Origin of the sequence: Chlorobium sp., from assembly GCF_021740465.1 — a bacterium.
GTDB lineage: Bacteria > Bacteroidota > Chlorobiia > Chlorobiales > Chlorobiaceae > Chlorobium.
This window is the reverse complement of sequence record NZ_JAIOZR010000016.1, coordinates 1-25,770: the sequence shown is the minus strand read 5'-3', so window position 1 is coordinate 25,770 and position 25,770 is coordinate 1. Positions and strand designations below refer to the sequence as shown.

Genomic DNA, 25,770 nt, shown 5'->3' with positions numbered 1-25,770 from the left:
CTCCTGGAGATTGCAAGGCATTTGCTGTGCTCATAACCGGCTGCGACCTGCCGGTGAGATACGACATTGCAATTGATATCTGCTATTGTATTTATAATGTAAGTTGATTTTTTGACTTCCGGCAATATCAGGTTACCGAAAAGGGTGTATTCTTCGAACAGTGCCGCACCGGCGGCTTGCGCTATGCGGGAGAATTCAGGGTTTCAGCAAAGGCGCCTCCGGGATTGCCGTCACAAACGAAAGCCTTTTCCGAAGGGGCGATTAACTGCAGCGACAGGGAGCGACGGCCGGGCAGATATGTTTTGTGATTGTTGATGCCAGTGTTGACAATCGCAAATAATTGTATTTTTTTTAAACGCCAGAGAGGATGGGTTTTTCTGATAATTGCCGGGCCTTTCCGGGTTTGCAGCACAGGTTTAAAACAGGGAGAAAGATATGGCTGAAGAGTTTCAGGTGACAGGCCGGAATGCCGTTGCGCTTTTTTCGCTTAAAGTATATCGCGGTGACGGGATGGCCCTTCTTGCGATGAGCTGGAAAAAAGGTACGCCTCCGAAAGATTTCGTGGGTTTTGCAATCGAGTACCGGGAGCCTGGCGGGTACCGGTATTTTTCACTGAAAAACCGTCTTGCTTTTCCCGCTAAATCAGGCGAAGTCGATCCCGACAGGTATTCCACCATGCGCTCTCCGATCCAGAAATTCAGGTGGATTCACTTCCCTCGCAATGCCGATCTGCCAGGAGAATTTGTTTACCGGGTTATTCCTGTTTTCATGAATTCCTACGATGAGCTGAGTTATGGCGAGTCGCAACAGGCTGCCATCGAACTGCGGAGGGAAACCTATCCGGGGCTTCTCAACGTTGCCTATACCCGCGGCTTTGTATCGTCACAGGCTTTTGTTGAGCGCTTTGCCCCTGATCCGGATTCCCTTTCGAAACTTGTTCCGGCGAAGGCAGACGATGGATTGATTTTTGTGCCTTCACATGCGAAGGCGACGGAGGCTCTCGCATGGATGGGTTTCGAAGCCAGGGAGTCAATCATGGAGCTTCTTGAGGATGCACTTGCCGATAACCGGGCTGAGGTGAGGGTTGTGGCATACGATCTTTGTGATCCAGGGATCCTATCGATTCTGAAGCGTTTGGGCTCACGGCTGAAAATCATTATCGACGACAGCGCTCATCACGGAAAACCGGAGTCGGCCGAATCGCAGGCGGCGGGCATCCTTGCTTTGTCCGCCGGGACGGATCACGTGAAACGTCATCATATGAGCGGACTGCAGCATAACAAAACCATTATCGTTGACGGCCCGGCGGTTCAGGCTGTGGTGTGCGGTTCGACAAATTTTACATGGCGAGGTTTTTTCGTGCAGTCGAACAATGCTCTGATTCTGCGAGGACCTAACGCGGTCGCCCCGTTTCTTGCCGCTTTCGAAGATTACTGGAACCATAACTCGGTCAAAGGATTCGGCAGGACGCTTTCGGCAACATGGCATGATCTTCAACTTGGGGAGATCGATGCAAAAGTAACCTTTTCACCGCATTCGGGGGAGAACAGGGTGCTCAAAACAGTTGCTGATGATATTGCCACGACGAAATCGACGCTGTTTTATTCTCTGGCCTTTCTCTATCAGACGCCCGGCCTCATCCAGGATGCTGTTTTCAGTGTTACGAGCCGCAACAAGCGGTTTGTCTACGGTATTTCCGACAGAAAAGTCAGCGGCAAGCTCTCGGGTATCGACCTTCAGAGGCCGAACGGGAATGTATCGCCTGTGCGGCCGGCCGCATTGACCGGGAACTTGCCGGAGCCATTCAAATCAGAGCCGACAGGAAGATCGGGTGGTGTTGGTAATTGCATGCATCATAAATTCATTGTTATCGATTTCAACAAGCCCTCGGCAAGGGTTTATCTCGGCTCGTACAATTTTTCCGATCCGGCCGATACCGGAAACGGAGAGAATCTTCTGCTTGTCCGGGACCGCAGGGTTGCGGTTTCGTATGCAATTGAGGCCTTGAGAATGTTCGATCACTATCACTTCAGGGTTGTTCAGGAAGTGGCCCTGAATGCACGGAAAAGTTTGTCGCTGAGAAAGCCTCCGCGAAAGGATGGCGAGCTTCCCTGGTGGGATGAGTACTATCGTGACGAGAGGAAGATTTACGACCGTGAGCTTTTTTCCTGACTGATGGCACTGCCCGGTTCAATACGTCTTTCCCTCGAAGAGCTGCGGATCGACGCTGGTGCCGTAGAGGTAGGTCCCCCAGTGCAGGTGCGGGGCGGTTGAAATGCCGGTATGGCCGACCGTTCCGATCACCTCCCCCTTTTCAACGTTTTGCCATTCTTTGACGGTGATGGCGTGCAGGTGCATGTAGATGGTGGTGAGTCCCTGACCGTGATCGATGACGACAGTGTTGCCGTGCACCCGGAACCCCTCGTTGACCGTTCCACACAGCACGATTCTGCCTTTCGCAGTGCTTTTTACCGGCGTACCCAGAGGAGCGGATATGTCGATGCCTTTATGATAGCTCTCAACCGGAGCTCCGTTGTAGGATCGTTTCAGGCCGAACAGGCTGCTGGTTCTTCCGGGAGATGGCCGCAGGAAAGCGCCGGTGTATAGCTTTTCAGGGCTTTCGGTCTGCAGGGCGGTCTTGACCCGCAATTTTTCCGTTTCGGTTGCCTTGAGCCCCTGTTTCGACGGGTCGAGCTTGATATACTGGATTTTCCGGTTGTTTGCTTTCACCTGTACGGGGACTTTTTGCTCGCTGTTCTCCGTTTTTATCCGAAGCGCGTAGCTTCCCGGTTTTGTGAGGTTCTCTACCGGCACCATCGCTCTCCATGAGCTGTCAGGCTGCCGGAACATCGAGTAGCTTCGCTCCATGAACCAGAGCGCGGGTTTTGAGGATGTCCCGCTCACCCTGACGGTGAAGAACTCCCCCTGTTTTTTAACGGTTTCCGGCAACTCTACCTGGAGCGGGTTCGTTGAAGCCGCTGCGATTGCGCCCGTGAAGGTTACTGCTGCAGTATAGAGCAGAAGCAGCATTCTGAGGAGATGCATGCTCATGGTTCCGTGTTCCGGTTGAGTTCGAGATCGTAAAGGAAGCGGCCGCCGGTGCTACTGATAAGCCGAAGCCGGTTTTCGCAAAGATCGGCAACGGCCCATGCCGACTCCGGATGTTCCGAGCGGTTGACAAAGGCAGGCAGAACAAGATAGTGAATCCCGTTTTCTTCCGAATATCCTCCGTAGTGGTAATGGCCTCCGATGCATGCCTTGACTGCCGGATATGATCCGAGCAGCTTTCTGACCTCCTGGTGGTTCCAGAGCAGACCGTGTTTCGTGTCGGTAGTGGCGGGATGGAGCGGAAAATGGCAAACCACGATGACCGATTCATTTTCTGTCGTTGCTTCCTGCAGTTCTCTCTGGAGCCATTCGATCTGGCGCTCTCCCACAGCGCCGCAATAGTCGTGCAGCTCCGGTCGAGCAAGGTATGACTGCCGCAGCCTGAGGTCGGCATCGGTTTCCGGTTTGTTCAGAACTGATACATCCATGCCGTCGAGCACGATGAAGCGGAACCGTTCAGCTCTGAAGGAGTAATAGGCACGTTCCATACCGAGGGAAAGCAGCAGAGCTTTCTGCGGAACAGCCAGGCAGTGGTTGCCTATGACGTGATGGATGGTGCCTTCATACTCATTCAGCATCGGGAGCGCCTGTCGCAGTTCCTCCTTCGCCTGTTCCGGGGTGCCGTTTATCATGTCTCCGAGCTGCAGGACAAAGTTGACGGAGCTGTTGCGGAAATCTTCAATACATGCGCGAAGGCTCGGGGTTGCCGTGAAAGCAGCCCCGGATTTGTCGTTAACCTTGAAGTGCATGTCGGTTATCAGGCCGATTCGCATGGGCTCCTTCTTAATTTTAGAATCATTTCGGGAGTGTTCAGTCACTGAATTCGGAAAGGTATTTTTCCATGAATGCGTCAAGGTCACCGTCGAGCACGGTTTCAATATCGAACCGCTCATAGTTGGTGCGGTGGTCCTTGATGCGTCGGTCGTCGAGCACGTAGCTGCGGATCTGGCTGCCCCATTCAATTTTTTTCTTTTTCCCTTCAATCTCTCTTTTCCTGGCATCTTCCTCTTCCCGCTGCCGCTGGTAGAGCTGGGCCATCAGCATTTTCATGGCCCGTTCCCGGTTCTGGAACTGCGAGCGTTCCTGCTGGCAGCCGACCACAATGCCCGAGGGGATGTGCTTGATGCGTACTGCGGTTTCCACCTTGTTGACGTTCTGACCTCCTTTGCCGCCGCTGCGGAAGGTGGAGAGTTCGAGATCCTCCTTGCGCACGTCGATTTCAACGTCCGGAGGTGCTTCCGGATAGGTGTAGACGCTGGCGAATGAGGTGTGGCGGCGGGCGTTCGAGTCGAACGGCGAGACCCGAACCAGACGGTGCACGCCGTTTTCGGCTTTCAGGTAGCCATAGGCGAACGGGCCCTGAATTTCCAGCGTGGCGGTCTTGATGCCGGCACCGTCGCCTTCCTGGTAGTCGTCGGTAAAGACCTTGAATCCTTTGCGTTCTGCCCACCGCATGTACATGCGGTAAAGCATTTCGGCCCAGTCCTGTGCTTCGGTGCCGCCCGCTCCGGCATGAATGGTGATGATTGCGTTGCCGGGGTCGTCTTTGCCGGAGAGCATGTTTTTGAACTCAAGCGAGGATATGTCGCCCTCGAGTGCTGCTAAGATGCCTGAAAGTTCTTCGTTGAAGGACTCGTCCTCGAGTTCTGAGGCGATGTCAAGTTCCTCACGACAGGTTTTCGCTCCGGCTGCAAGTTTATCGTACGTTTCCGTCCAGGATTTATGCTCGTTCAACTCCTTGAGGATTTTGTTGGCCTGCTGCTGATCGTTCCAGAATGCAGGGTCGGCGGTTATTTTTTCAAGATCATCGATTTTTTCTTTGCGCTCGTCGACGTCAAAGATACCCCCGTAACTGTTCCAGGCGCTCCTCTATGGCCTGCAGTCGTTCTTTTTGCGGTTCAAACATAATGCTTTGTAATACTTGTGGTTAGAAGATGCTGTGACTTGCAGGGAGAGCGGATTTTCCGCTTTTCCCAAGTCCCTCGTTTTCTTTCAAAGCTAAGGAATAATTTTTTTCAGAGAATATCAAATGCATGTGGCATGCAAACTTTTATCGATACTGAGGAAATCTTCCTATTTTCCATTCAAGAAAATACAACAGGGCGATTGCGGGTTTCCTGCAGGAGAACCGCTTTTGTCCTGACTGTCCGGTTCCGTCCGGCCTGCCAACCTGAGAATCCGACTATGAACAACACATTCCGTCACACGGTCCCTCATCTGATCCTCGATGATTTTGACGGCCGTCAGAGAGTTATTATCGAACAGGTCGTACCCGAACTCGACGGGGGCAAATACCCGATCAGATGCATGGAGGGCGAGCTGTTGACGGTTGAGGCCGACATTTTTACCGACGGGGCCGATACCATAAGCGCGGCCATCTGCTGCAGGCCTGCCGGTGGCGGAGAGTGGCTGCGATACGCCATGCAGCCCAGAGAGAACGATCGCTGGGAAGGTTTTCTGCCTGTCGGCAAGCCGGGCAGGTACGAGTATACACTCGAGGCATGGATCGACCATTTCATTACCTGGAAAAAAGGACTGTCTAAAAAAGTTGAAGCGGGCCAGGACGTATTGCTCGACCTGAGGATTGGGGCGGTATTTGTGGAGAAGGCAGCGGGCAGGTCTCCGGAGCCCGATGCTTTGCAGTTGAAGACCTATGCGGTAAAGATGCTCGCTCCGGATCAGTCGGCGGCCGTTACCGCAGCTTCCGATGAAGCTCTTGAGCTGCTGATGCTGCGCTATCCCGACAAGGCGCATGCCACCCGCTATGAAAAGGCGCTCGCCCTGGTGGTTGAGACTCCGAAAGCCGGGTTCAGTTCCTGGTACGAGCTTTTCCCTCGTTCATGGGGCCGCGAACCTGGCCGGCACGGCACCTTCCGAGACTGCATGCGCCTGCTTCCGCTTGTAGCCGGCATGGGGTTCGACGTGATTTATCTGCCGCCCATACACCCGATCGGCATCACCAAGCGCAAGGGAAAGAACAACGCGCTTGTCGCGGGACCCGATGAGCCTGGCAGCTGCTGGGCCATCGGCAGTGAGGAAGGGGGGCACAAGTCGGTGCATCCGGAACTCGGTACGCTTGATGATTTTCGTGCTTTTGTCGCCGAAGCGGAGCGGCACGGTATCTCCGTGGCGCTCGACATCGCCTTCCAGTGCTCGCCTGACCATCCCTATGTAAAAGAACACCCGCAGTGGTTCAGGTGGCGCCCGGACGGAACAGTGCAGTTCGCCGAAAATCCACCGAAACGGTACGAGGATATTCTGCCCCTCGATTTCGAAAGTCCGGACTGGCAGAACCTCTGGCTCGAGCTGCGCAGCATTTTTCTTTTCTGGATCGAGAGCGGGGTTACCGTTTTCAGAGTCGACAACCCGCATACCAAGGCATTCCCTTTCTGGGAGTGGGCTATTGCCACCATACAGGAGGAGCATCCGGAAACGGTTTTTCTTGCCGAGGCCTTTACCCGTCCGCGTTTGATGGGTCGGCTTGCCAGGGCGGGATTTACCCAGTCGTACAGCTATTTTACCTGGCGCAACACCAAATGGGAGTTGCAGGAGTACCTCAGGGAGCTGAGTTCGGCTCCACTGAAATATTACATGCGCCCGAACTTCTGGCCCAACACGCCCGATATTCTTCACGAAGAGCTGCAGACCGGCGGCCGTCCGAAATTCATCATTCGTCTTGTGCTTGCCGGAACCCTCTCGTCGAACTACGGCATGTACGGTCCGGCATACGAGCTATGCGAGCATCTGCCGGTCGCCCCGGGCAAGGAGGAGTACCTTGATTCGGAGAAATACGAAATCAAGCAGTGGGATCTCGACCGGCCGGGAAACATCAGGGCTGAAATCACGCTTCTCAACCGGATCAGAAAGGAGAATCAGGCGCTGCAGAGCACATCGAACATCACCTTTCTGCGTATCGACGCTTCGGCAGGTCATGAGCACGACTGGCTGATCGGGTATGTGAAGCAGTCATCGGACGGGCAGAACATCATTCTGACCGTCGTCAACCTCGACCAGTCAAATACTCACGGCGGATGGCTGCACTTTCCGCTCGAACGGTTCGGAATCGATGCCGGCAGCCGTTATCGTATGGAAGACCTTCTTGGCGGCGCAAGCTACGAGTGGCATGGCGAATGGAACTACATTGAGCTGAACCCGGCAGTGATGCCCGCGCATGTGTTCAGGGTGAATTTTATGTCGTAATCTCTTTATTCAATAATTACTTATCAGCTCTTAACGTTTCTACCATGTATCAACCTGAATCGCTCTGGTACAAAGACGCTATTATTTACGAAGCGCACGTCAAGACGTTTTTCGACAGCAATAATGACGGCATCGGTGATTTTGAAGGTTTGCGCCAGAAGCTTGGTTATCTGGAAAGTCTCGGGGTTACAGCCATCTGGCTGCTTCCGTTCTACCCCTCTCCGTTACGCGACGACGGCTATGACATTGCCGACTATATGAAGGTCAACCCCGATTACGGCACGCTTGACGACTTCCGCCAGTTTCTCGAAGAGGCCCATCAGCGAGGCCTCAAGGTGATCACCGAGCTGGTAGTCAACCACACCTCCGACCAGCATGCATGGTTCCAGCGAGCCAGAAGGGCGCCGGCAGGATCGCCTGAGCGCAATTTCTACGTGTGGAACGACACACCTGACAAGTATGCCGAAACCAGAATCATCTTTCAGGATTTCGAGGCTTCGAACTGGACCTACGACCCCGTTGCCGGCCAGTATTTCTGGCACCGCTTCTACCATCATCAGCCGGACCTGAACTTCGAGAACCCGGAAGTGCACAAGGCGCTTTTCGAGGTGCTCGACTTCTGGCTCGGCATGGGAGTTGACGGTCTCCGACTTGACGCCGTGCCCTACCTCTACGAGGCTGAAGGCACCAATTGCGAGAACCTGCCCCCGACCTACGAATTTCTTCGCAAGCTTCGGGCCCACGTGGACGAGAAGTTTCCAAACAGGATGCTGCTTGCCGAGGCCAACCAGTGGCCTGAAGATTCCGCGGCTTATCTTGGCGAGGGTGATCTGTGCCATATGAATTTCCATTTTCCTCTCATGCCGCGGATGTACATGGCCCTTGCCACCGAAGACCGTTTTCCCATTCTCGATATTCTCGACCAGACGCCGGAGATCCCCGAAACCTGCCAGTGGGCATCCTTTCTGCGCAACCACGACGAGCTGACTCTCGAAATGGTGACCGACGAGGAACGCGACTACATGCGTCGCGTCTACGCCAACGATCCCAGAGCGCGCATCAATCTCGGTATCCGCAGACGGCTTGCCCCGCTCATGGCCAACGACCGGCGGCGCATAGAGCTGATGAACATCATGCTGCTCTCGCTTCCGGGCACGCCGGTGCTCTACTACGGCGACGAGATCGGCATGGGCGACAACTACTATCTCGGCGACCGCGACGGCGTGCGCACCCCCATGCAGTGGAACTCCGACCGCAACGCGGGCTTTTCGCGCGCCAATCCGCAGCAGCTGCTCTTGCCGGTCATCATCGATCCCGAGTATCATTACGAGGCGGTGAACGTCGAGGTGCAGGAGGGCAACGTGAACTCCCTGCTCTGGTGGATGCGCCATACCATCACCACGGCGCGGCGCTACAAGTCGCTCAGCCGGGGCAGCATCGAATTTCTGCAGGTGAACAACCCCAAGGTGCTGATCTTCACCCGTACGTTCGAGGACGAAACCATGCTGACGGTCATCAACCTGTCGCGCAATGCGCAGGCGATCTCGATCGACCTGTCTCGCTTCGAAGGGTGCATCCCCGAAGAGGTGTTCAGCCTGAACCGCTTTCCGAAGATCCGCAACACCCCCTATATGGTTGCGCTCGGCTCCTACGGCTTTTTCTGGCTCAGACTGGTCAGGGAGAGCGAACAGGTGGTCGGAAGGCCCTATCTCGACAAACCGTATGCTAAAGTCTCCCGCTGGCAGGGGTGTTTCGCCGGCAAAAACCGGGAGAAACTCGAAACGGAAATTCTGCCGAAGTACTACATGGGCAGCCGCTGGTTCGGCGGCAAGGCGCGAACCGTTATTCGCGTCACCATAGCCGATACCATTCCGGTGGAGGGCATGGCGCATGCCAAGCTGCTCATCACCGAAGTAAGCTATGCGAGCGGCGAAAACGAGCGCTACCAGCTTCCGGTCTCCTTTGTTTCCGAAGCGGAGGTCAGCAGCAGTGACGACAACTTCTACGTCAGGGCTATCGCCAAAGTCGTGCTCGGAGAGGAAGAGGGGTATCTGTGCGATGCAACCTATGAACAGGGTTTTCTTGGTCAGCTTTTCCATCTTGTCACGGGCTGTGCCGAATGGAAGGGCAAGCTCGGCAACGTCAACGGCGTCAAGGGCGAGGCGTTCGATCAGCTATGCAGGATCGACGGTTCCGGATCGGAACCCGTGCTGCTCGGCAACGAACAGAGCAACACCTCCATCCGCTACCGCGACGATCTCTGCCTGAAACTCTACCGGAGAATTGAAATCGGGGTTTCACCCGAGGTCGAGATGTGCCGAGCGCTGACCGAAAAAACCTCGTTCCGACAGCTTCCCGATTATCTTGGTTCGCTTGATTATGCCCAGAACCGCACCAGCCGCTACTCAATCGGTATCCTGCAGAGTTTCGTGCCCAATGAGGGCGATGCCTGGAAGCTCTCGCTCGATTATGTTCAGCGTTATTACGAGGAGGTACTCTCGAAAGTACAGTGCGGCGTGGAACTGCCGCCTCTCTCTGGATTGAGCGGTAACCCAGTGGCGATTCCTCCGGTCATGCAGGAGCTTATCGGGGGTTCCTGGCTAGGCATGGTCGAAAAACTTGCCGAACGCACAGCCGAGATGCACATCGCCCTGGCATCGATAACCGATCAGCCGGAGTTCGCACCGGAGCCTTTTACTTCGCTCTACCAGCGTTCCATCTACCAGGCCATGTGCGAGCAGGTCAAGCGCGGCATGATGCTTCTTCGTGAGGTCAGTGCTTCGATGACCGGCGAGCCCAGGGATCTGGCCGAACAGCTTCTGGCCGGGGAGAAAAAAATCCTGCAGCAGTTCGATCCGATCAGGTTCGAGAAGATCGAGACGCTCAAGGTGCGCATACACGGCGACTATCATCTTGGTCAGGTGCTCTATACCGGCAACGATTTCGTGATCATCGACTTCGAGGGAGAGCCTGCCCGTCCGATCTCCGAGCGCAAGATCAAGCGTTCGGTATTCCGAGATGTGGCCGGCATGATGCGCTCGTTCGATTACGCGGCCTTCAATGTACTGCTGCAGAACAACCCGGTCATCAGGCCGGAGGATGCCCAGCGTCTCGAGCCGTGGGCCGAGCGCTGGAGCTACTACGTGGGGCAGCACTTCGTGGATGCCTATTTCAATGCCGCAAAAGGCCACGAAATCGTCCCCGAAGATGCGGCGCAGCGCGAGCACCTGCTTCGCGGATACCTCATGAACAAGGCTGTCTACGAGCTGAATTACGAGCTCAACAGCCGGCCGCTCTGGGCATCGATTCCCATGCGCGGCATTCTGAAGCTCATTGAGTCGTAACGTACAGACATTTCTGCCGGTACGGGCCGGGTTTTTCCCGCCCTGCCGGCAATGTTTTTTCCTTTCGCCATGAGCCCTGTCGCTTCATACACCATTCAGGTACCGGTACACGGACGCTATCTTCTCCGGATGCCCGAAGGTGGGGCTTCCTCACCGCTGCTGGCCGGATTTCACGGTTACGGGGAAACCGCCGAAGACGAAATGGCGCGGCTCGAAGCCATTGACGGTTCTTCGGGATACTGCCTTTGCTCCATCGAGGCGCTTCACCCCTTCCGTACTCCCAAAGGAGTCTCCGGCGCAAGCTGGATGACCTCGAAGGATCGCGACCTGCGCATCGCGGAGAATGTCGGCTATGTAGACGGGGTCATAAGTGCCATGCTCGACTTCGGCAGGATAAGCAGCCGGGTGGTGCTTCACGGCTTTTCGCAGGGTGCCGGTATGGCCTGCCGCACAGCGGTGCTGGGTCGGCACGCCGTTACGGGAGTGATGCTGCTCGGCGGCGATATACCGCCCGAACTTGAACGGCTCGAACGGATGCGTCAGGTGCACCTCGCGCGCGGCAGCCGCGATCCACTTTATGTGGAGGATCGCTTCATGCTGGATGCCGGACGGCTCAGTAAAGCGGGGGTGCACTGCTCGCCGGTGACCTTTGTCGGCGGCCACGGGGCCAACGAAGCGTATTACAGCTCGGCGGGGGAGTTTCTGGGGGCTATCGGGAGGTAGCGCTCTTTGCCTTGTTCCAGAGCACGTCCAGTTCTTCCGGGCTGTACTCCTGCCAGGGGCGGCCCGATGCCTGCACCTCGAGCTCCATCCTGGCGAAGCGCGTCATGAACTTGCCGGTAGCCTTGCGGAGCGAATCCTCCGGGTTCACGCCCAGAAAACGGCTGTAGTTGACGATGGTGAAGAGCAGGTCGCCGAATTCGTCCTCCTGTTCATCTTTCGTAGCGGCACCCTGCAGCTCGCCGATCTCTTCGGTGAGCTTTTCGAGCACCTCGTCGCCGGTTTTCCAGTCGAAGCCCACTCCGGCAACCTTTTTCTGTACCCGGTAGGCGCGAAGCAGTTCCGACATGGCCTTCGGCACGCCGTCGAGAAGGCTTGTGCGTCCCTCCCTGAGCTTGAGGGTTTCCCAGTTTTTCAGCACATCCTTTTCGCTGTCGGCCACGATATCACCGAACACGTGGGGGTGCCGGCCGATAAGCTTCTCGCAGAGCGAGGTGAACACGTCGGAAAAGGTGAACGAGCCGCTCTCCTCGGCCAGAATCACCTGAAAGCAGATGTGCAGAAAGAGGTCGCCGAGCTCTTTTTTCAGCTCGACCTCATTGCCCTCGTCGATGGCGTGGATCAGCTCGTAGCTCTCCTCGAGCAGCAGATGGGCAAGTGACTCCCTTGTCTGTTTCCTGTCCCAGGGGCACTCATGGCGGAGCACCCTGACGAGATTGACAACCCGATCGAAGTTATCGGCAACTTCGTTCCCATCGGGATTCAGTATCGAGGCTTTCAGTAATTCAATCGAGGGGTCGTTCATGGTTTCGGTTTCCGGGTATGGCATTTCATGGCCTCATCAGGGTCTGTTGTGTGCCAAAGTTACCATTTCTTCTCTATATTTCTGCTAAACATGGCCAGGCAATCAACCCCGTATACCCGTGAACCTTCAGAACCGTATCGCCGTCGTCACCGGATCGAGTTCCGGCATCGGTCTTCATACCGCATCCGAACTGCTTGAAAAAGGGGCCGTTGTCTATGGCCTGAGCCGCCGCGAAACCCCTATCGGGCATGAGCGGTTCCGCTGGATCGGCACCGACCTCAGTGTGCCTTTTGACATAGCGGCGGCATTCCTGACCATCAGGGAGCTTGACGGAGCCATATCGGTGCTGGTGAACAATGCCGGGCTCGGAATTTTCGGAGATGTCGAAGCCATAACTCCGGAGGCGTGGGCGGAAGTGATTGGAGTCAACCTGACGGCGGCCTTCCTCTGTACCCGCGAGGTTGTGCCACAGATGAAGCAGCACCGCACCGGCACCATCGTGAACGTCTCATCCATAGCCGGAAAGCGAGGCTTCAAGGGAGGGACGGCTTACTGCGCCTCGAAATTCGGCCTGAACGGTTTTTCTGAAGCCCTGATGGAGGAGCTGAGGGAGTTCGGCATCCGAGTCTGCAGCGTCAACCCCGGATCGACCGATACGGAATTTTTCGACCGATCGGTCGTTCAGCCGGCCAAACGCATGAACCCGCAGGACGTCGCCCGCGTCATCGTTTCGGCCATCGAGCTGCCTGACGACGTTCTTGCCGATCAGATCGTCGTTCGTCCGCTGTAACCCTCGTCATCATCCAGTATAACCGCACCATGCCAGATCATCAGCAGCAAGACGTCATCCAGGAAGAGCCCATAGCAGCCATAGCAACGCCTGTAGGAGTAGGAGCGCTCGCCGTCATCCGCATCAGCGGCAGGGGCGTGCTCGACATCGCGCAGCGGCTTTTCAGAAAATCCGGCCATCCCGACTTTCAGCTTCGGGAGTCGAGGGGTTTTACGGCCCACTTCGGCAGGGTATACGAGCGCGAAGGACTCGTCGACGAGGTGGTCGCTCTGGTGTTCCGCTCGCCGAACTCCTATACCAGGGAGGATATGGTGGAGTTCAGCTGCCACGGCGGGCCGGTGGTTGTCAGGCACATGCTGCAAGCGCTCTGCGATGCAGGGTGCCGTCTGGCAGAGCCCGGCGAGTTCACCCGCAGGGCTTTCCTTAACGGACGCATCGACCTCCTTCAGGCAGAGGCCATCGGAGAGATGATACACGCACGCTCGGAATCGGCATACCGGACGGCGGTGAACCAGATGCAGGGCAATCTGTCCATGAAACTCGAACAGTTGCGCCAGAGACTGCTGGAATCCTGTGCCCTGCTCGAACTCGAACTGGACTTCAGCGAGGAGGAGGTGGAGTTCCAGAGTCGCGACGAGCTGAAAGAACAGCTCATGCAGCTCCTGGAAGAGGTACAGAAACTCGTGGACTCCTACCGGCATGGACGCCTGCTCAGCGAAGGGGTGGCCACGGTGATCGTCGGCAAACCCAACGCGGGCAAGTCCACCCTGCTCAACACCCTGCTCGGCGAGGAGCGGGCTATCGTGAGTCACATGCCTGGTACCACGCGCGACTACATCGAGGAGTGCTTCGTGCACGAAAAAACCATGTTCCGCCTAACCGACACCGCCGGGCTGCGCGAAGCCGCCGAGGAGATCGAGCGGGAGGGAGTCGGCAGGAGCTACAAAAAGATCGGCGAGGCCGACCTGATCCTCTACATGCTCGACATAAACCAGCCGGACTGGCTGAGGGAGGCGGAGGTGATCCGGGAGTTCCGCGACACCTACAGCAGGGCAAAGCTCATCGTCATAGCCAACAAGACCGACCTCTCCGCTGAAAGCGCATCGCGCATCAGCAGGCTGCAGGAAGAGACCGGCTGCGATGTCGCGGGTGTCTCGGCAAAGCAGGGCGAGGGGATCGAAGGGCTGCTCCGGCTCATGAGCGGCATGGTCGAAGGGCTCGACAAGCTGCACGACGCCAGCGTGCTGGTCACCAGCCTGCGCCACTACGCCTCACTGCGCAACGCCGGCGACGCAGTCGAAAACGCACTGGAACTGCTCTCCGCGTATGCCGGCACCGAACTCATCGCCTTCGAACTCCGCTCAGCCCTCGACTACGTCGGCGAGATCACCGGGAAGGTGGTCAGCGAGGAGGTGCTCAATGTGATTTTTGACCGGTTCTGTGTGGGAAAGTAGTGGGTAAGGGATATAAAGGACGTAAAGTACCAAAGGAAGAGAAGTTGAGATATTGAGGCCCCTTATTGTCCAGGCATCCCTGAATTCAATAAAACAGCAATTGTTTATTATGACCGGCTCGTTCATTCCCCCTCATGGAGGCTATCATAACCTGTTGTCCTACAAGAAGGCGCTGATCGTCTACGATGCTACCGTGTATTTCTGCAACCGGTTTTACCTCCGGCCGGATCGGACCATCGACCGGATGGTGCAGGCAGCCCATTCGGGGAAGCAGAATATCGTCGAGGGCAGTCAGGCATCGGGTACGTCTAAGGAGACGGAAATAAAGCTTACCAATGTGGCTCGGGCAAGTTTCGAGGAGCTGCTCGATGACTACCGGGATTTTCTGAGGGTACAGGGTTTGCAGGAGTGGCCGCCTGGTCACCCATACACAAAGCGGATGCGGGAGTTGAATGGCCAGCCGGGAGCTGATTACGAGACCTTCCGCAAGGGAATCGAGCATGCCGATCCTGAAATTTCCGCAAATGTGGTAATCGGACTCATAAAAGTAATGACGTTCCTGCTTGACCGCCAGCTATCCACCCTTGAACATGCTTTTCTTGAAGAGGGTGGACTGCGGGAGCGCATGTACAATGCGCGACTAACCGAGCATTCAAAAGGGAAAGGAGCTATTTAGGTCTTTTTCGTCCTTTGTGTCCCTGATTGCCATTCTTTATTTTACCTCTTGTGTCTTGCTGTTTTTCGGTTATTAACCATTGTTACTATTGATGCAGCCTTTCCGGATCCTTTCCGGAAAAAAGGAGTCTCGTTAATCAAAATATGCAGCACTATGAACAGGTTTTTCAGAATTTGCGCTCTCGGCATTGCGCTCATGATGCCGGATTTTGCTTTGGCATCAACCTGGTCGATAGATCAGGATCATTCGAGCGTGGGGTTCTCTGTCCGGCACCTGATGGTTTCGAACGTGAAAGGCAGCTTTTCACGGTTCAGCGGAACTGTTGAGCTCAGCGATAACGACATCAAGGCATCAAAGGTTTCAGCAAAGATCGAAGCGGCGTCGATCAATACGAATGTGCAGAAGCGGGATGATCATCTGCGGAGTACGGAATTTTTCGATGTGGCCAGATATCCGAGCATAACGTTTCTTTCGAAGAAATGGAGCCTAATGGCTGACGGGAAGCTGAAGGTTAACGGTAATTTGACGATGCATGGAAGAACAAAAGAGGTTGTGCTGCATGTCGAGCCGTTTTCGAAGGAAATCCGTGATGCCTGGGGAAAAGCAAGGCGCGCGACAACAGCCACGACCAGAATCAATCGGCAGGATTTCGGCATTACCTGGAACAGGGCTCTCGATGCAGGCGGTGTGACGATCGGCGATGAGGTCGACATTGTTCTCGACATTGAAATGATCAAATCGGACAAATAGCGATGTTTTCGGATACAGGGGTCCGCTTATCGAAATTGCACATGTTTTTGAAACAGCGGGCTCCTTTCCGGTTACAGGCATCTGTCCCTTGCTTCCAGTCTTATCTCCAGCAGTCCCCTTGGTGCGATCGTTCCGGCATACGTCAGAGGCCGGCTGTTACGACAGCTTGAAAAGGCTTTTCCTGAAGAAGCCGCTCAGCGTGAGTGGGGTACCCGTTTTCCATCGGGCCTCCCTCGAAGATGTGGCGGGAAGTATATGTCGTCAATTCCATTGTACTCCCAGTCTGCGAATTCCTGTCATTTTGCGGATTTATACGAAAAAATACGCTTTTTACTTCCTTTGATAGCGCGTTAATGCTATATTAATAGCGAATTAGTTACGCATTTATCTTTCCGAGAACCGTTACGTCGCCCCCATGCAATGACGAAAACGGGTCAGGCCAGTTCCATAACGATCACTGTGGCGGAGCGCTTCCAAGCGGTATTGCCGCTGGATGATCAGTGTTTATTGAGCTATGCATGCAGCAGGGGCGGTGCACCGTTTGCGGCGCTCTGTTTTCTACTCCCTAAGCCCGGGGATGGGCGAGTGGGATTTTCTCTATCAACAACAAACGGAGACTCTTATGTCAGAAACAATGCATGGTGGGTGGACACCGTTCAACAGTACTCTTTCCAAAACGGATATTGCGATCTTCGGTAAGGCAATGCATGGTCTGGTCGGCGTTAACTATGAACCGGTTGCCGTCGCCACGCAGGTTGTGGCGGGAAGGAACTACGATTTTTTCTGCAATGCCAGGGGGGTATATCCCGGCTCTACGAACGATGCCGCGATCGTGCGTATCTATGATCCCGTTACAGGTGATCCGCACATCACCTCGATCACCCGTGTCGATCATTGAGCGGAGGTTTTTCCCTGAGCCGATTTTCTCCGTTTCGTGACGCAGGACGGGGCTGATCGATGCCTCGAGTTGAAAGCAGTCCATGAGCCGTGCTCGTGGGCTGCTTTTTTTATTTTCCTGCACGCCTGTGCGGTGTTTGTAAAATCGGGTTATAACTCTATAATGGTTCCTATGGAGCGGCAATTGTGCCGCCGACTCAGGAGGAGGCGGTCGTTCGCTGCCCGGGAGTGTTGTATGGCTTATAAAATATATGGAGGGGGAAGTGGTTACCATCTCAGGAGGTGAGGAGCGTATCGCAATCGTTACCGGAGCCACCTCCGGCATCGGTGAGGCGACGGTGCGCCTGTTCGCGGCTTCCGGTTTTAGGGTCGTGGGCTGCGGGCGAAATGCCGGAAAACTTTCAGAGCTGGAAGACGAGCTCGGCGAGTCGTTTGCCGGGGTTGCCGGAGACGCTTCGCAGGAAGCGGTGATCGAAAGCCTGTTCACCACAGCCACTGAACGGTTCGGCAGGGAGCCAGACATCGTGGTGGCCAACGCAGGGCGTGGACTCGGCGGTTCGGTGAAGGATGCCGACCTCGGGGAGTTCCGGGAGGTGCTCGACATCAACGTCTGCGGAGCGCTGCTGCTTCTGCAGAAGGCCGCCCGCAGGATGGTTGCCATGCAGAAAGGGCGCTTTCCCGGAAAAGCTGCAGATATCGTCGTTGTCGGTTCCACCGTCGGGCGTCAGATTTCGCCTTTCAGTGCGGTGTACGGGGCCACGAAGTTTGCCGTGCACTCCCTTGCCGAGGGGTTGCGCCGCGAAATCGGCCCGAAAGGCGTACGGGTGTCGCTGGTGGCGCCCGGTATCGTGGTGAGCGGGTTCCAGGAGGTGGCGGGCTATACCGACGACCTGGTCAACACCTTTCACGACCGCTTCGGTCCGCTGCTCTACGGCGAGGATGTGGCCCGTGCGATTCACGGGATAGTATCGCAGCCGCCGCATGTGCATTTCAGCGATGTCGTCGTGCGGCCGACACGCCAGGATTATCCGTAGCCGCCATGTCGTTCTATTCCGAATTCGCCCCCTATTACGAGCAGGTGTTTCCGTTCAGGGAGGATGTGTACGCTTTCCTGAAGGGGTATGCGGGTGTGCCGGGAGGCCCGGTGCTCGATATCGGGTGCGGTCCCGGCCATTACTGCGGAAGATTTGCCCGCGACGGCTTTTCCGCCGTGGGGATCGATCTCGACAGCCGGATGATCGCGGCGGCAAAGGCATCCTATCCGCAGGCCTCGTTCCATTGCATGGACATGGTAGATGCAGGCGGTCTTCGGGGGCCGTTCATGCTGGTGTACTCCATCGGCAACGTGTTGTCCCACCTGTCTCCCGGCAAGCTGGAGCAGTTCATCGCTGAGGTCTTTTCCCTGCTTGCACCGGGCGGGTACTGGGCACTGCAGGTCGTGAACTGGGAGGCCTTACTCCATCGGCGGGGGTACCTGTTTCCGGTAAAAACGCTTGCCGGCGGAGAGTTGACCTTTCATCGCCGGTACAGCGGCATAACGCCGGAACAGGTGCGGTTCACGTTTTTGCTCAAAAGCGGGGATAAGGCGGTTTTCAGCGAAGAGTTCACCCTTTATCCGGTAACTTCCGACAGGTACCGCCAGCTTCACGAGCGGGCGGGTTTTCTGTGTGCGGGCAGTTACGGCGCTTTCGGCGGCGAGGCGTTCAGCGGGGAGCGCTCGGCCGCGCTGGTGATGGTTTTCAGGAAAGGAGAATAGAGGATATCAGTTCACGGCCACGATCCGTACCGATGCCGTGCCTCTCTCGAGCAGGCCGAGCTCCCTGGCCGCGGCGGGAGAGACGTCTATAATCCGGCTTCTGAGATACGGTCCTCTATCGTTGATGCGCACGACAACCTCCCTTCCGTTGTCGAGATTGGTTACCCTGACCGTGGTTCCGAAAGGGAGGGTGCGGTGAGCGGCCGTAAAGTCCTGCACGCTGAAGCGTTCTCCGCTTGCGGTTTTTCTGCCGTGGAAACGATGGGCGTAATAGGATGCCCGGCCTTCAGAGACAAGCATGCCGCTGCTGCCCGAAACAGCCGTGGTTGAGGGCGTTTCGGATTGAAAAACCGGTTCGGCCGCATTGCAGGGAGCAGGGCGGAGTGCGATCAGAAAGAGCAGCATTGCCGTGGCTACCGCAGACGGGAATATGAACGTTTGCTGCATGATTCTGTTGTTTTCTGCCGGGTACCGAGCGCACCGCTTCTCCTGATGGCCTCTTGTTTAGGCAATTGAAGAGCGGCGCGATGCCCGATAGTTGTGCAGGTTTCTGAAAATGCTCGCTATCCGGAGTATGCGTCCGCGATTGTTTTATTGATGGCTTCCACGCGTACCTGGGCGGTTCCGGCTCTGAACAGGCCGATCTCTTTGGCTGCTTCGGCTGAAAGGTCGATGATTCTTCCCTTGACGAACGGGCCGCGGTCGTTGATGCGCACAATGACATCCTTACCGTTTCTGAGATTGGTGACCCTGACGCGGGTTCCGAAAGGCAGTGAAGGATGGGCGGCAGTCAGTTCGTTCATGTTGAACGTTTCGCCGTTTGCTGTTTTCTTTCCGTGGAACTGGTTTGCGTAATATGATGCTTTTCCTTCCGACACAAGAAGAAAACTTTGGGCAGTATTCCTGCTGTCAGGTCGGGATTCGGCGTATGCGGAGGAATGAATTGCTGAACCGAGCTGTTTCAATGAACCCGAAAGCGGTATGCTTGTCAGGTATGCAGTAAAGAGTAAACAGGTCAGTACTCCATAAATCGAAAAGGCGAAAAATCTTTTTTCATGTCTCATAAATGCTAAGGTTTAGCACTCTGTCCCTTAAACAACATCAACGATAAGAACAGGTAAATTGAATAAAATTTCATTTGGTATTCATTGTTTCAACAAGAACAAATATAAGGAATAATATTCAAAATATGCAAATAAGGCGCTAAAACCGCTGGTAACGGTGTTTTCCGGAGGCATAATCGGCTTTTTCCCTGAGAAAACAGGGGCGGTTATTCTTAGTGGTTTGTTACTTTACTCTGCCTGTAATGAGGAGTTTCTTAAGGGGGTTTTTTAAAAAAAATGAATATTATTCAAAGGGTATCCATTGCTGCCGCAGTCCTGCTTCTGCTGCATACGGTCGCAATGGCAGCCCAGACTGCAGATGAGCACATAGAGCTTGGTATTGAACTGGGCCGGCAGGGGCAGGTTCAGGAGGCTATCGACTCTTTCAGCAGAGCTATCATGCTCGATCCCGAAAATGCAGGTGCTTATTACAACCGAGGGCTCGCAAAATCTCTCGGAGGCGAAGTCAGGGATGCCCTTGCCGATTATACCAGAGCGATAGAACTTGACCCGAAGCTGCTCGGAGCGTATAATAACAGGGGGTTCGCCCGAGCTGCTCTCGGGGACTTCAGGGGAGCTGTAGCCGATATTTCCAAAGCGATAGCTCTTGACCCAGCCATACCTGAATTCTACAATAATCGGGGAACGGCCAGATCGGCACTTGGTGACTACAAGGGGGCAATTGCTGATTACTCCCAATCGATACGGCTCAGCCCGCAGCTTGCCGGGGCTTATAATAATCGAGGTCTTGCGAAAAGCCTCAGCGGCGACCTCAATGGTGCTATCAGCGATTTCACGCTTGCTCTCGAACGGGACCAGGGGTATGATGCCGCATGGTATAACCGTGGCAACGCCCGTGTGAGCAGTGGTGATCTGAAGGGGGCCATAGAAGATTACAACAAGGCGTTGATTCTCAATACCGGGTTTGTAGAGGCCTACAACAACCGGGCATGCGCGAAGGCTGCGCTTGGCGATTACCAGGGGGCAATTGACGATATGAGCCGAATTCTTCAGGTCAGGCCGGATAATGTTCAAGCCTATTACAACAGAGGTCTGGCCAGAAAACAGCTTGGAGATGCCGAAGGGGCGATTGAAGATCTGCAGAAAGCGGCAAGTCTGGGCGATACGCTTTCCATTGAGGCGCTCAGGGAGTTCGGCAAGTGACACGGTGAGTGAGGCAGTCGGTAAACTTTTAATGCGCAGCTGCCGGTTATAGCAAACGATGTTTTACGCTTGGTAACGATTGCTGTGAGGTGCTTATGCGTCTTATTCTCATGACCGGTAAAGGCGGTGTCGGCAAAACATCCATGGCTGCGGCAACAGGGCTTCGTTGTGCGGAACTTGGCTACAAGACGCTGGTATTGAGCACCGACCCGGCCCATTCGCTTGCCGACAGTTTCGACATGCCTCTCGGGCATGAACCGGTAAAAGTCTGTGAGAACCTCTACGGAGCTGAACTCGATGTCCTTCAGGAGCTTGAACAGAACTGGGGTACGGTAAAACGTTACATTACCGAGGTTTTGCAGGCAAGGGGGCTCGATGCCGTACAGGCCGAGGAGCTTGCGATTCTTCCGGGAACCGATGAGATTTTCGGGCTTGTCAGGGTTTTCCGACATCACCACGAAGGCAGCTACGATGTGCTGATCATCGATTCGGCGCCTACCGGAACGGCCCTGAGACTACTGAGCATTCCGGATGTGACCGGCTGGTATATGCGCCGGTTGTACAAGCCGATGGAAAAAGTCGCGCTCTATCTGCGTCCCCTGGTCGAACCGATTTTTCGTCCGATTGCGGGGTTTTCGCTTCCCGACAAGGCGCTGATGCAGATTCCAAGCGAGTTCTATGAAAAAATAGAGGCGCTTGGCAGTATTCTTACCGACAATACCGTTACCTCCGTAAGGCTTGTTACCAACCCTGAAAAAATGGTTATCAAGGAGTCGCTGCGAGCACATGCCTATCTGAGTCTCTACAACATTTCCGTCGATCTGATTATCGCCAACAGAATCATCCCTCCCGAGGTCAACGATCCTTATTTTGTCTACTGGAAGGAGAACCAGGCGATTTACCGTCAGGAAATCATCGACAATTTCAGCCCGCTGCCGGTCAAGGAGGTTCCGCTCTATTCCCGTGAAATCTGCGGTATGGAAACGTTGGAAAAACTCAAGGATTTTCTTTATCCGGACGGGGAGGATCCCTCCCGGGTTTATTATCATAACCAGACATTTCAGGTGCGGAAGGTTGAGTACGGCTTTTCTCTTGAGCTGTATCTGCCCGGAATACCAAAGGATCAGATACAGCTCAGCAAGAGCGGTGACGAGCTCAATATCCGGATCGGGAACCATCGGCGCAATATGGTGCTTCCCCAGTCGCTGGCTACCCTGCAGACAGCCGGCGCGGAAATGAAGGGTGAACGTCTGGTGATACGGTTTACGGAAAATCCCTGAAAAAGGAGGGTTATCGGCCAATAAACTGCATTATTCCTCGTTATGCCGCGACAAACTGTTTTGAATATTGTTTATCGATTGTAAATTAAAGGTTTAGGTGTTCACTATCATTAAAAATGTCAAGGAGCCGGATGTCATGCCGGAGAGGAGGTCAAGATGACGCAGTTCAGGGTTGGCGATGCCATTGTCTACCACAAGCCGAAAAGTTCGTTCTGTCCCGGTCCCAGGGCCAGGCAGGTATTTCCTCTCGAACACGGAGAGGAGTATCATTATGTGGTGGACAAGTTCTGGAAAGTAACGGATGTGCATAATGACGGAACCATAGAGGTTACCACCCGTACCGGGAAAAAACATCTGCTGGAATCCGGCGATCCCAATATCCGCAAAGCAGACCTCATTCAGCATCTCATGCACCGCAAGCGGTTTCCGCAGCTGACGGAGATCAAAAAATAACGGATCGACAGATTTTCACTCCTCACCATCGCCGGCGGGTTCGGTTCCCGTCCGAAGATGATTCGCTTCGGTATCGAACCAGAGCGGAGCGTCATGGCGCAGCATGCTGATAACCACCTGAAATTCTGCAGGATCTTTGAACACCCTGTTTTCAATCAGATGGTTATCCGAGTCATAGAAGGCTATTCGTCCTTCATGTTCGTTAATGTCCCATCTGCTGTAGTAGCTCGAAACGAGAATATTTGCCATAACCTGAATTTTTCTGCTGTTGCCTCCCGGGATAAGGGGCGGCCGACAGGCGGTCGCCCGTTTAGGGACTTCAGGGTTTCCTGAAAATTGCACCTCTCAGAACAGCCCAGTCTGCAGTTGCCTGTTTTCCTGAAGGAAGAATGGTTTCGGCAGTGATAATCGCATTTTTCAGGTTGGTGTCCATCATGGAGGCGCCTTTGAGAATGGTTCCCGAAAGATCGGCCCCTTCAAAATCGGTGTCGAAGAGAGACGTGCCGCTCAGGTTGGCGCCGCGGAGGTTTGCACCGGCAAGCATAGCTCCGTAGAGGTTCGCTTCTGTCAGATCGGCATTGCTGAGATCGGCGTCCTTGAGGAATGTCCTGTCGAAGTTTGCCTTACGTAGCTGTGCGCCCTGCAGTTTGACCCCTTTCATGTCCGCTTTCTGGAAATTCGATCCGCTGAAGTCAGCTCCGCCGAGGAGAGCCTCGTCGAGGTTGGCATCCTCGAAATCCGATCCGGCCATCGATGCTTGCTGCAGGTTCACTCCCCTGAGTTTTGCGTTTTCCAGTTTTTCCTCTTTGAGGGTTATCGGCAGTTCCGGGTTTTTTGCTCTCATGCTGTTCCATGTTTCCACATCATCAATAAGAAGCTCCTGTTGTTTTTCCCTGCTCTGCGGTGCGTTTTTCAGGGTACCGGCACGGTTTTTCGCAGAACCCCCTTCATCTTCCGGACGAACCGACAGGTATGTCGGTTCGGGAGGAGTCAGATAGAGTGGAGGAGCTGTTTCGGGCTCGCTGACGAATCGGGCCTTACGCACAGAAGCCCAGCTCCTGGTGGCTTTATCGCCGGAAGGGGTGATAGTGTTATTGGAAACCGTCGCTTCGTTGAGATCGGCGCTGTCCATGAACTGCGCCTCCCTGAAGCAGGCTCCTTTCAGATTCGCACGCTGCAGATTGGCTTCGAAAAGCACCGTGCCGGAAAGGTTCGCTCCTGAAAGATCCGCGGCTTCAAGCTGGCTCCATCTGAGGTTGACTCCCTGAAGATTCGCCCGTGCAAAAGAGGCCCCTTTCATGAACGACTCCTTGAGGTTCGCCTTGACGAGCGACGCGCCGCTAAAATCGGCATCTTTCATGTCGGCTTTTTTGATAAAAGCCATGGAGAGATTCGTTCGCTGCAGGTTCGCCCTGTTTAGATTTGCTCCGCTCAGTTCGGCTCTTACCAGCGAGACGTTGCTGAGGTTTGCTCCCTCGAGGTTTGCATCGTCGAGCTTTGCCTTGTTCAGGTCGATGGTTTTTCCGGGATTGGATTGCCGGGCGGCATGCCATTCGGAACGGTTGTTGACGAGCATTTTAACCGCTTCGGGATCGGCAGCCTGACAGGGAGCCGGAGTTGCGGTACAGCAGGCCGCAAGCAGAACTGCCTGTGCCAGGGAGCGTTTCAGGTTCATGCCGGGATTGTTGATGTGCGAACGGCGGCGTTTTTGCCTGTTGTCGCCTCGTTCGTACGGTGTTAAGGGTTTCGGTTACGGTAAAAGTAAGGAAAATGCCGGTAAGTTGTGAAACTTTCTTCTTCGAATGGTGATTGATATAAAGTGGAATTAAAATTTATCTGGACTTTTTAAAGGAGTTTCTATCATGGACGGAAAACCATCATATAAAGGCTTGGTGCTTGTTGCGGGAGCTACAGGCAAAACCGGGCAATGGGTTGTAAGACGTCTGCAGCATTACGGCATTCCTGTTCGAGTGCTGGTGAGATCGGCAGAAAAAGCCTCCGTGTTCGGCAGCGGTGTCGAGGTTGCCGTGGGCCATGTGCAGAATAAAGGCGAGATTGCCGCCGCCGTAAAAGGTTGCGATGCAGTCATTTCCGCTCTCGGATCGAGTTCTTTTTTCGGAGAGGCTTCGCCGCAGGAGGTCGATCGAGACGGCGTCATACGGCTTGCCGACGAAGCATCGAAGGCGGGAGTAAGGCATTTTGCGATGGTCAGTTCCATTGCGGTGACCAGATGGTACCATCCGCTTAATCTCTTTGCGGGGGTACTCTCCATGAAGTATGCTGCCGAAGAGCATGTCAGATCGGTGTTTTCCCGTGAAAACCGGAGCTATACGATTGTGCGGCCGGGAGGGTTGAAGGATGGAGAACCGCTGCAATTCAGGCTTCATGTCGACGAGGGAGACCGGATATGGAACGGATGGATAAATCGTTCAGATGTTGCGGAACTGCTTGTTGCGTCTTTATGGCTCGACAGTGCAAAAAATAAAACGTTTGAAGTTATAAATGAGGCAGAAGAGTACCAGGAGTCTTTGGCGCAATATTACGGTAAACTATCCCATTGATACGGTTAATCTCTACGGGTCATATTATACGCCGCTTGCGGCGGGGAAGTGCATTAATAGCTATAAAACCTCTAATAATTTCAAGGAAACCAAGCGTATACTTGAAATTATTAGAGGTTTTATAGCTAAATCGTTAAACGAAATGCCCTACGATCAAAACAGGCATTTTATGTCAGTCGAATCGTTTTTTGATTTCTTTTGTCGGTGTTGCGTACCTTTCCTTATCAGGAGATGATCCCTTGATATCAAAAGATGATGATCCTCCATAAATGTATGGGTATGCATTCTGCAGAAGGCGTTTTGTTGTTTTACCCACATTTTCCATATAATCACCGGTTACCCACCAGTGTCCGTCAGTGAATATTTCAACAATACGGCCATAAGCTTCAGCCCATTGTGTAAAAGCACCTGATATCTTGCTCATCTTTTGCTGTTTCTTTGTGTATTAAAGAAAAAACCTATTAATAATAAATGTAAAGAAATAATTTCCCACTGCCAAAGGCTTTTTGCCGACCGGGCGATCCTGCAAGCAGCCGCTTTTATTACAGGTTCCTGATGGTATCGAGCAGCTCCTGCCGTCCGAACGGTTTGCAGAGTGAGGCATCGGCGCCCATCATCAGGGCGAGGTTCAGGTAGTTTTCCGGGATGCATATTCCTCCGCCCGAGATGGCGACGATTTTAGTCGAGGGGGACTGTTTTTTTATCTCCC

General features: G+C 54.5%; 24 protein-coding genes. 15 read left to right on the top strand and 9 right to left on the bottom strand.

Annotation, left to right across the window (positions count from 1 at the left end):
- Nucleotides 1-435 precede the first annotated feature (435 nt).
- A complete protein-coding gene (locus K9G39_RS08220; protein WP_292004443.1) occupies nt 436-2,172 on the top strand; it encodes a phospholipase D-like domain-containing protein in 1,737 nt (578 codons plus the stop codon).
- An 18-nt stretch (nt 2,173-2,190) separates the two neighbouring features.
- Here K9G39_RS08220 and K9G39_RS08215 read toward each other — a convergent pair whose 3' ends face one another.
- From K9G39_RS08215 to prfB, 3 genes are all read right to left on the bottom strand, one after another.
- Nucleotides 2,191-3,051, bottom strand: coding sequence for a M23 family metallopeptidase (locus K9G39_RS08215; RefSeq protein WP_292004442.1), 861 nt, complete (start codon nt 3,049-3,051; stop codon nt 2,191-2,193).
- The gene (locus tag K9G39_RS08210; protein ID WP_292004441.1) at nt 3,048-3,881 is read right to left on the bottom strand and encodes a metallophosphoesterase; all 834 of its coding nucleotides are present in this window, start codon (nt 3,879-3,881) and stop codon (nt 3,048-3,050) included. Before K9G39_RS08210 ends, K9G39_RS08215 begins: the two co-directional genes overlap by 4 nt.
- A gap of 37 nt (nt 3,882-3,918) precedes the next feature.
- Nucleotides 3,919-5,014, bottom strand: a protein-coding gene (prfB, locus tag K9G39_RS08205) for a peptide chain release factor 2 (protein ID WP_292004440.1) whose coding sequence is annotated in 2 segments (ribosomal slippage) — nt 3,919-4,944 and nt 4,946-5,014 — 1,095 coding nt in all. Because the reading frame shifts where the segments join, the coding sequence is not laid out codon by codon here.
- Nucleotides 5,015-5,292: 278 nt separating this feature from the next.
- Between prfB and K9G39_RS08200 the strand changes: the two genes are divergently transcribed.
- Genes K9G39_RS08200 through K9G39_RS08190 form a run of 3 tightly spaced genes read left to right on the top strand, consistent with a single transcriptional unit; the run spans nt 5,293 to nt 11,375 of the window.
- On the top strand, nt 5,293-7,308 hold the full coding sequence (locus K9G39_RS08200; RefSeq protein WP_292004439.1) for an alpha-1,4-glucan--maltose-1-phosphate maltosyltransferase: 2,016 nt from the start codon (nt 5,293-5,295) through the stop codon (nt 7,306-7,308).
- 44 nt (nt 7,309-7,352) lie between these two features.
- Complete coding sequence (gene treS, locus K9G39_RS08195; protein WP_292004438.1) at nt 7,353-10,652, top strand: maltose alpha-D-glucosyltransferase; 3,300 nt, start codon at nt 7,353-7,355, stop codon at nt 10,650-10,652.
- A 51-nt stretch (nt 10,653-10,703) separates the two neighbouring features.
- The gene (locus K9G39_RS08190) at nt 10,704-11,375 is read left to right on the top strand and encodes a phospholipase (protein WP_292004437.1); all 672 of its coding nucleotides are present in this window, start codon (nt 10,704-10,706) and stop codon (nt 11,373-11,375) included.
- Here K9G39_RS08190 and mazG read toward each other — a convergent pair.
- Nucleotides 11,362-12,177, bottom strand: coding sequence for a nucleoside triphosphate pyrophosphohydrolase (gene mazG, locus K9G39_RS08185; RefSeq protein ID WP_292004465.1), 816 nt, complete (start codon nt 12,175-12,177; stop codon nt 11,362-11,364). The two genes, K9G39_RS08190 and mazG, sit on opposite strands and share 14 nt — an antisense overlap.
- A 118-nt stretch (nt 12,178-12,295) precedes the next feature.
- On the opposite strand from mazG, the gene K9G39_RS08180 reads away from it, so the two are divergent.
- The 7 genes from K9G39_RS08180 to K9G39_RS08150 all read left to right on the top strand — a co-directional run bounded on the left by K9G39_RS08180 (nt 12,296) and on the right by K9G39_RS08150 (nt 18,500).
- Nucleotides 12,296-12,967, top strand: a complete 672-nt coding sequence (locus K9G39_RS08180) for an SDR family NAD(P)-dependent oxidoreductase (protein ID WP_292004436.1) — start codon at nt 12,296-12,298, stop codon at nt 12,965-12,967.
- Nucleotides 12,968-12,996: 29 nt separating this feature from the next.
- Nucleotides 12,997-14,421: a tRNA uridine-5-carboxymethylaminomethyl(34) synthesis GTPase MnmE gene (gene mnmE, locus K9G39_RS08175; protein ID WP_292004435.1), complete on the top strand. Its 1,425-nt coding sequence runs from the start codon at nt 12,997-12,999 to the stop codon at nt 14,419-14,421.
- A 109-nt stretch (nt 14,422-14,530) separates the two neighbouring features.
- Entirely contained in the window at nt 14,531-15,097 is a 567-nt protein-coding gene (locus tag K9G39_RS08170) for a four helix bundle suffix domain-containing protein (RefSeq protein ID WP_292004434.1), read from the top strand.
- A 153-nt stretch (nt 15,098-15,250) separates the two neighbouring features.
- Entirely contained in the window at nt 15,251-15,847 is a 597-nt protein-coding gene (locus K9G39_RS08165) for a YceI family protein (protein WP_292004433.1), read from the top strand.
- Between the two features lie 622 nt (nt 15,848-16,469).
- On the top strand, nt 16,470-16,745 hold the full coding sequence (locus K9G39_RS08160; protein WP_292004432.1) for a hypothetical protein: 276 nt from the start codon (nt 16,470-16,472) through the stop codon (nt 16,743-16,745).
- A gap of 262 nt (nt 16,746-17,007) precedes the next feature.
- Complete coding sequence (locus K9G39_RS08155; protein WP_292004431.1) at nt 17,008-17,778, top strand: SDR family oxidoreductase; 771 nt, start codon at nt 17,008-17,010, stop codon at nt 17,776-17,778.
- Nucleotides 17,779-17,783: 5 nt separating this feature from the next.
- Nucleotides 17,784-18,500 carry a class I SAM-dependent methyltransferase gene (locus tag K9G39_RS08150; RefSeq protein WP_292004430.1) on the top strand — a complete coding sequence of 239 codons (717 nt, stop codon included), beginning with the start codon at nt 17,784-17,786 and terminating at the stop codon, nt 18,498-18,500.
- A gap of 6 nt (nt 18,501-18,506) precedes the next feature.
- Here K9G39_RS08150 and K9G39_RS08145 read toward each other — a convergent pair whose 3' ends face one another.
- Complete coding sequence (locus K9G39_RS08145) at nt 18,507-18,947, bottom strand: septal ring lytic transglycosylase RlpA family protein (protein ID WP_292004429.1); 441 nt, start codon at nt 18,945-18,947, stop codon at nt 18,507-18,509.
- A 116-nt stretch (nt 18,948-19,063) separates the two neighbouring features.
- Nucleotides 19,064-19,564, bottom strand: coding sequence for a septal ring lytic transglycosylase RlpA family protein (locus K9G39_RS08140; protein WP_292004428.1), 501 nt, complete (start codon nt 19,562-19,564; stop codon nt 19,064-19,066).
- A 276-nt stretch (nt 19,565-19,840) separates the two neighbouring features.
- Between K9G39_RS08140 and K9G39_RS08135 the strand changes: the two genes are divergently transcribed.
- The 3 genes from K9G39_RS08135 to K9G39_RS08125 all read left to right on the top strand — a co-directional run bounded on the left by K9G39_RS08135 (nt 19,841) and on the right by K9G39_RS08125 (nt 22,500).
- On the top strand, nt 19,841-20,767 hold the full coding sequence (locus K9G39_RS08135) for a tetratricopeptide repeat protein (protein WP_292004427.1): 927 nt from the start codon (nt 19,841-19,843) through the stop codon (nt 20,765-20,767).
- 95 nt (nt 20,768-20,862) lie between these two features.
- On the top strand, nt 20,863-22,047 hold the full coding sequence (locus K9G39_RS08130; protein ID WP_292004464.1) for a TRC40/GET3/ArsA family transport-energizing ATPase: 1,185 nt from the start codon (nt 20,863-20,865) through the stop codon (nt 22,045-22,047).
- A 156-nt stretch (nt 22,048-22,203) separates the two neighbouring features.
- A complete protein-coding gene (locus K9G39_RS08125) occupies nt 22,204-22,500 on the top strand; it encodes a hypothetical protein (protein WP_292004426.1) in 297 nt (98 codons plus the stop codon).
- 15 nt (nt 22,501-22,515) lie between these two features.
- Here the strand turns inward: K9G39_RS08125 and K9G39_RS08120 are convergent, their stop codons facing one another.
- Entirely contained in the window at nt 22,516-22,749 is a 234-nt protein-coding gene (locus K9G39_RS08120; protein WP_292004425.1) for a hypothetical protein, read from the bottom strand.
- A gap of 70 nt (nt 22,750-22,819) precedes the next feature.
- Nucleotides 22,820-24,175 carry a pentapeptide repeat-containing protein gene (locus K9G39_RS08115; RefSeq protein ID WP_292004424.1) on the bottom strand — a complete coding sequence of 452 codons (1,356 nt, stop codon included), beginning with the start codon at nt 24,173-24,175 and terminating at the stop codon, nt 22,820-22,822.
- Between the two features lie 187 nt (nt 24,176-24,362).
- Between K9G39_RS08115 and K9G39_RS08110 the strand changes: the two genes are divergently transcribed.
- Complete coding sequence (locus K9G39_RS08110; protein ID WP_292004423.1) at nt 24,363-25,061, top strand: SDR family oxidoreductase; 699 nt, start codon at nt 24,363-24,365, stop codon at nt 25,059-25,061.
- A gap of 172 nt (nt 25,062-25,233) precedes the next feature.
- Here the strand turns inward: K9G39_RS08110 and K9G39_RS08105 are convergent, their stop codons facing one another.
- On the bottom strand, nt 25,234-25,485 hold the full coding sequence (locus K9G39_RS08105; RefSeq protein ID WP_292004422.1) for a bacteriochlorophyll c-binding family protein: 252 nt from the start codon (nt 25,483-25,485) through the stop codon (nt 25,234-25,236).
- Between the last annotated feature and the right edge of the window lie 285 nt (nt 25,486-25,770).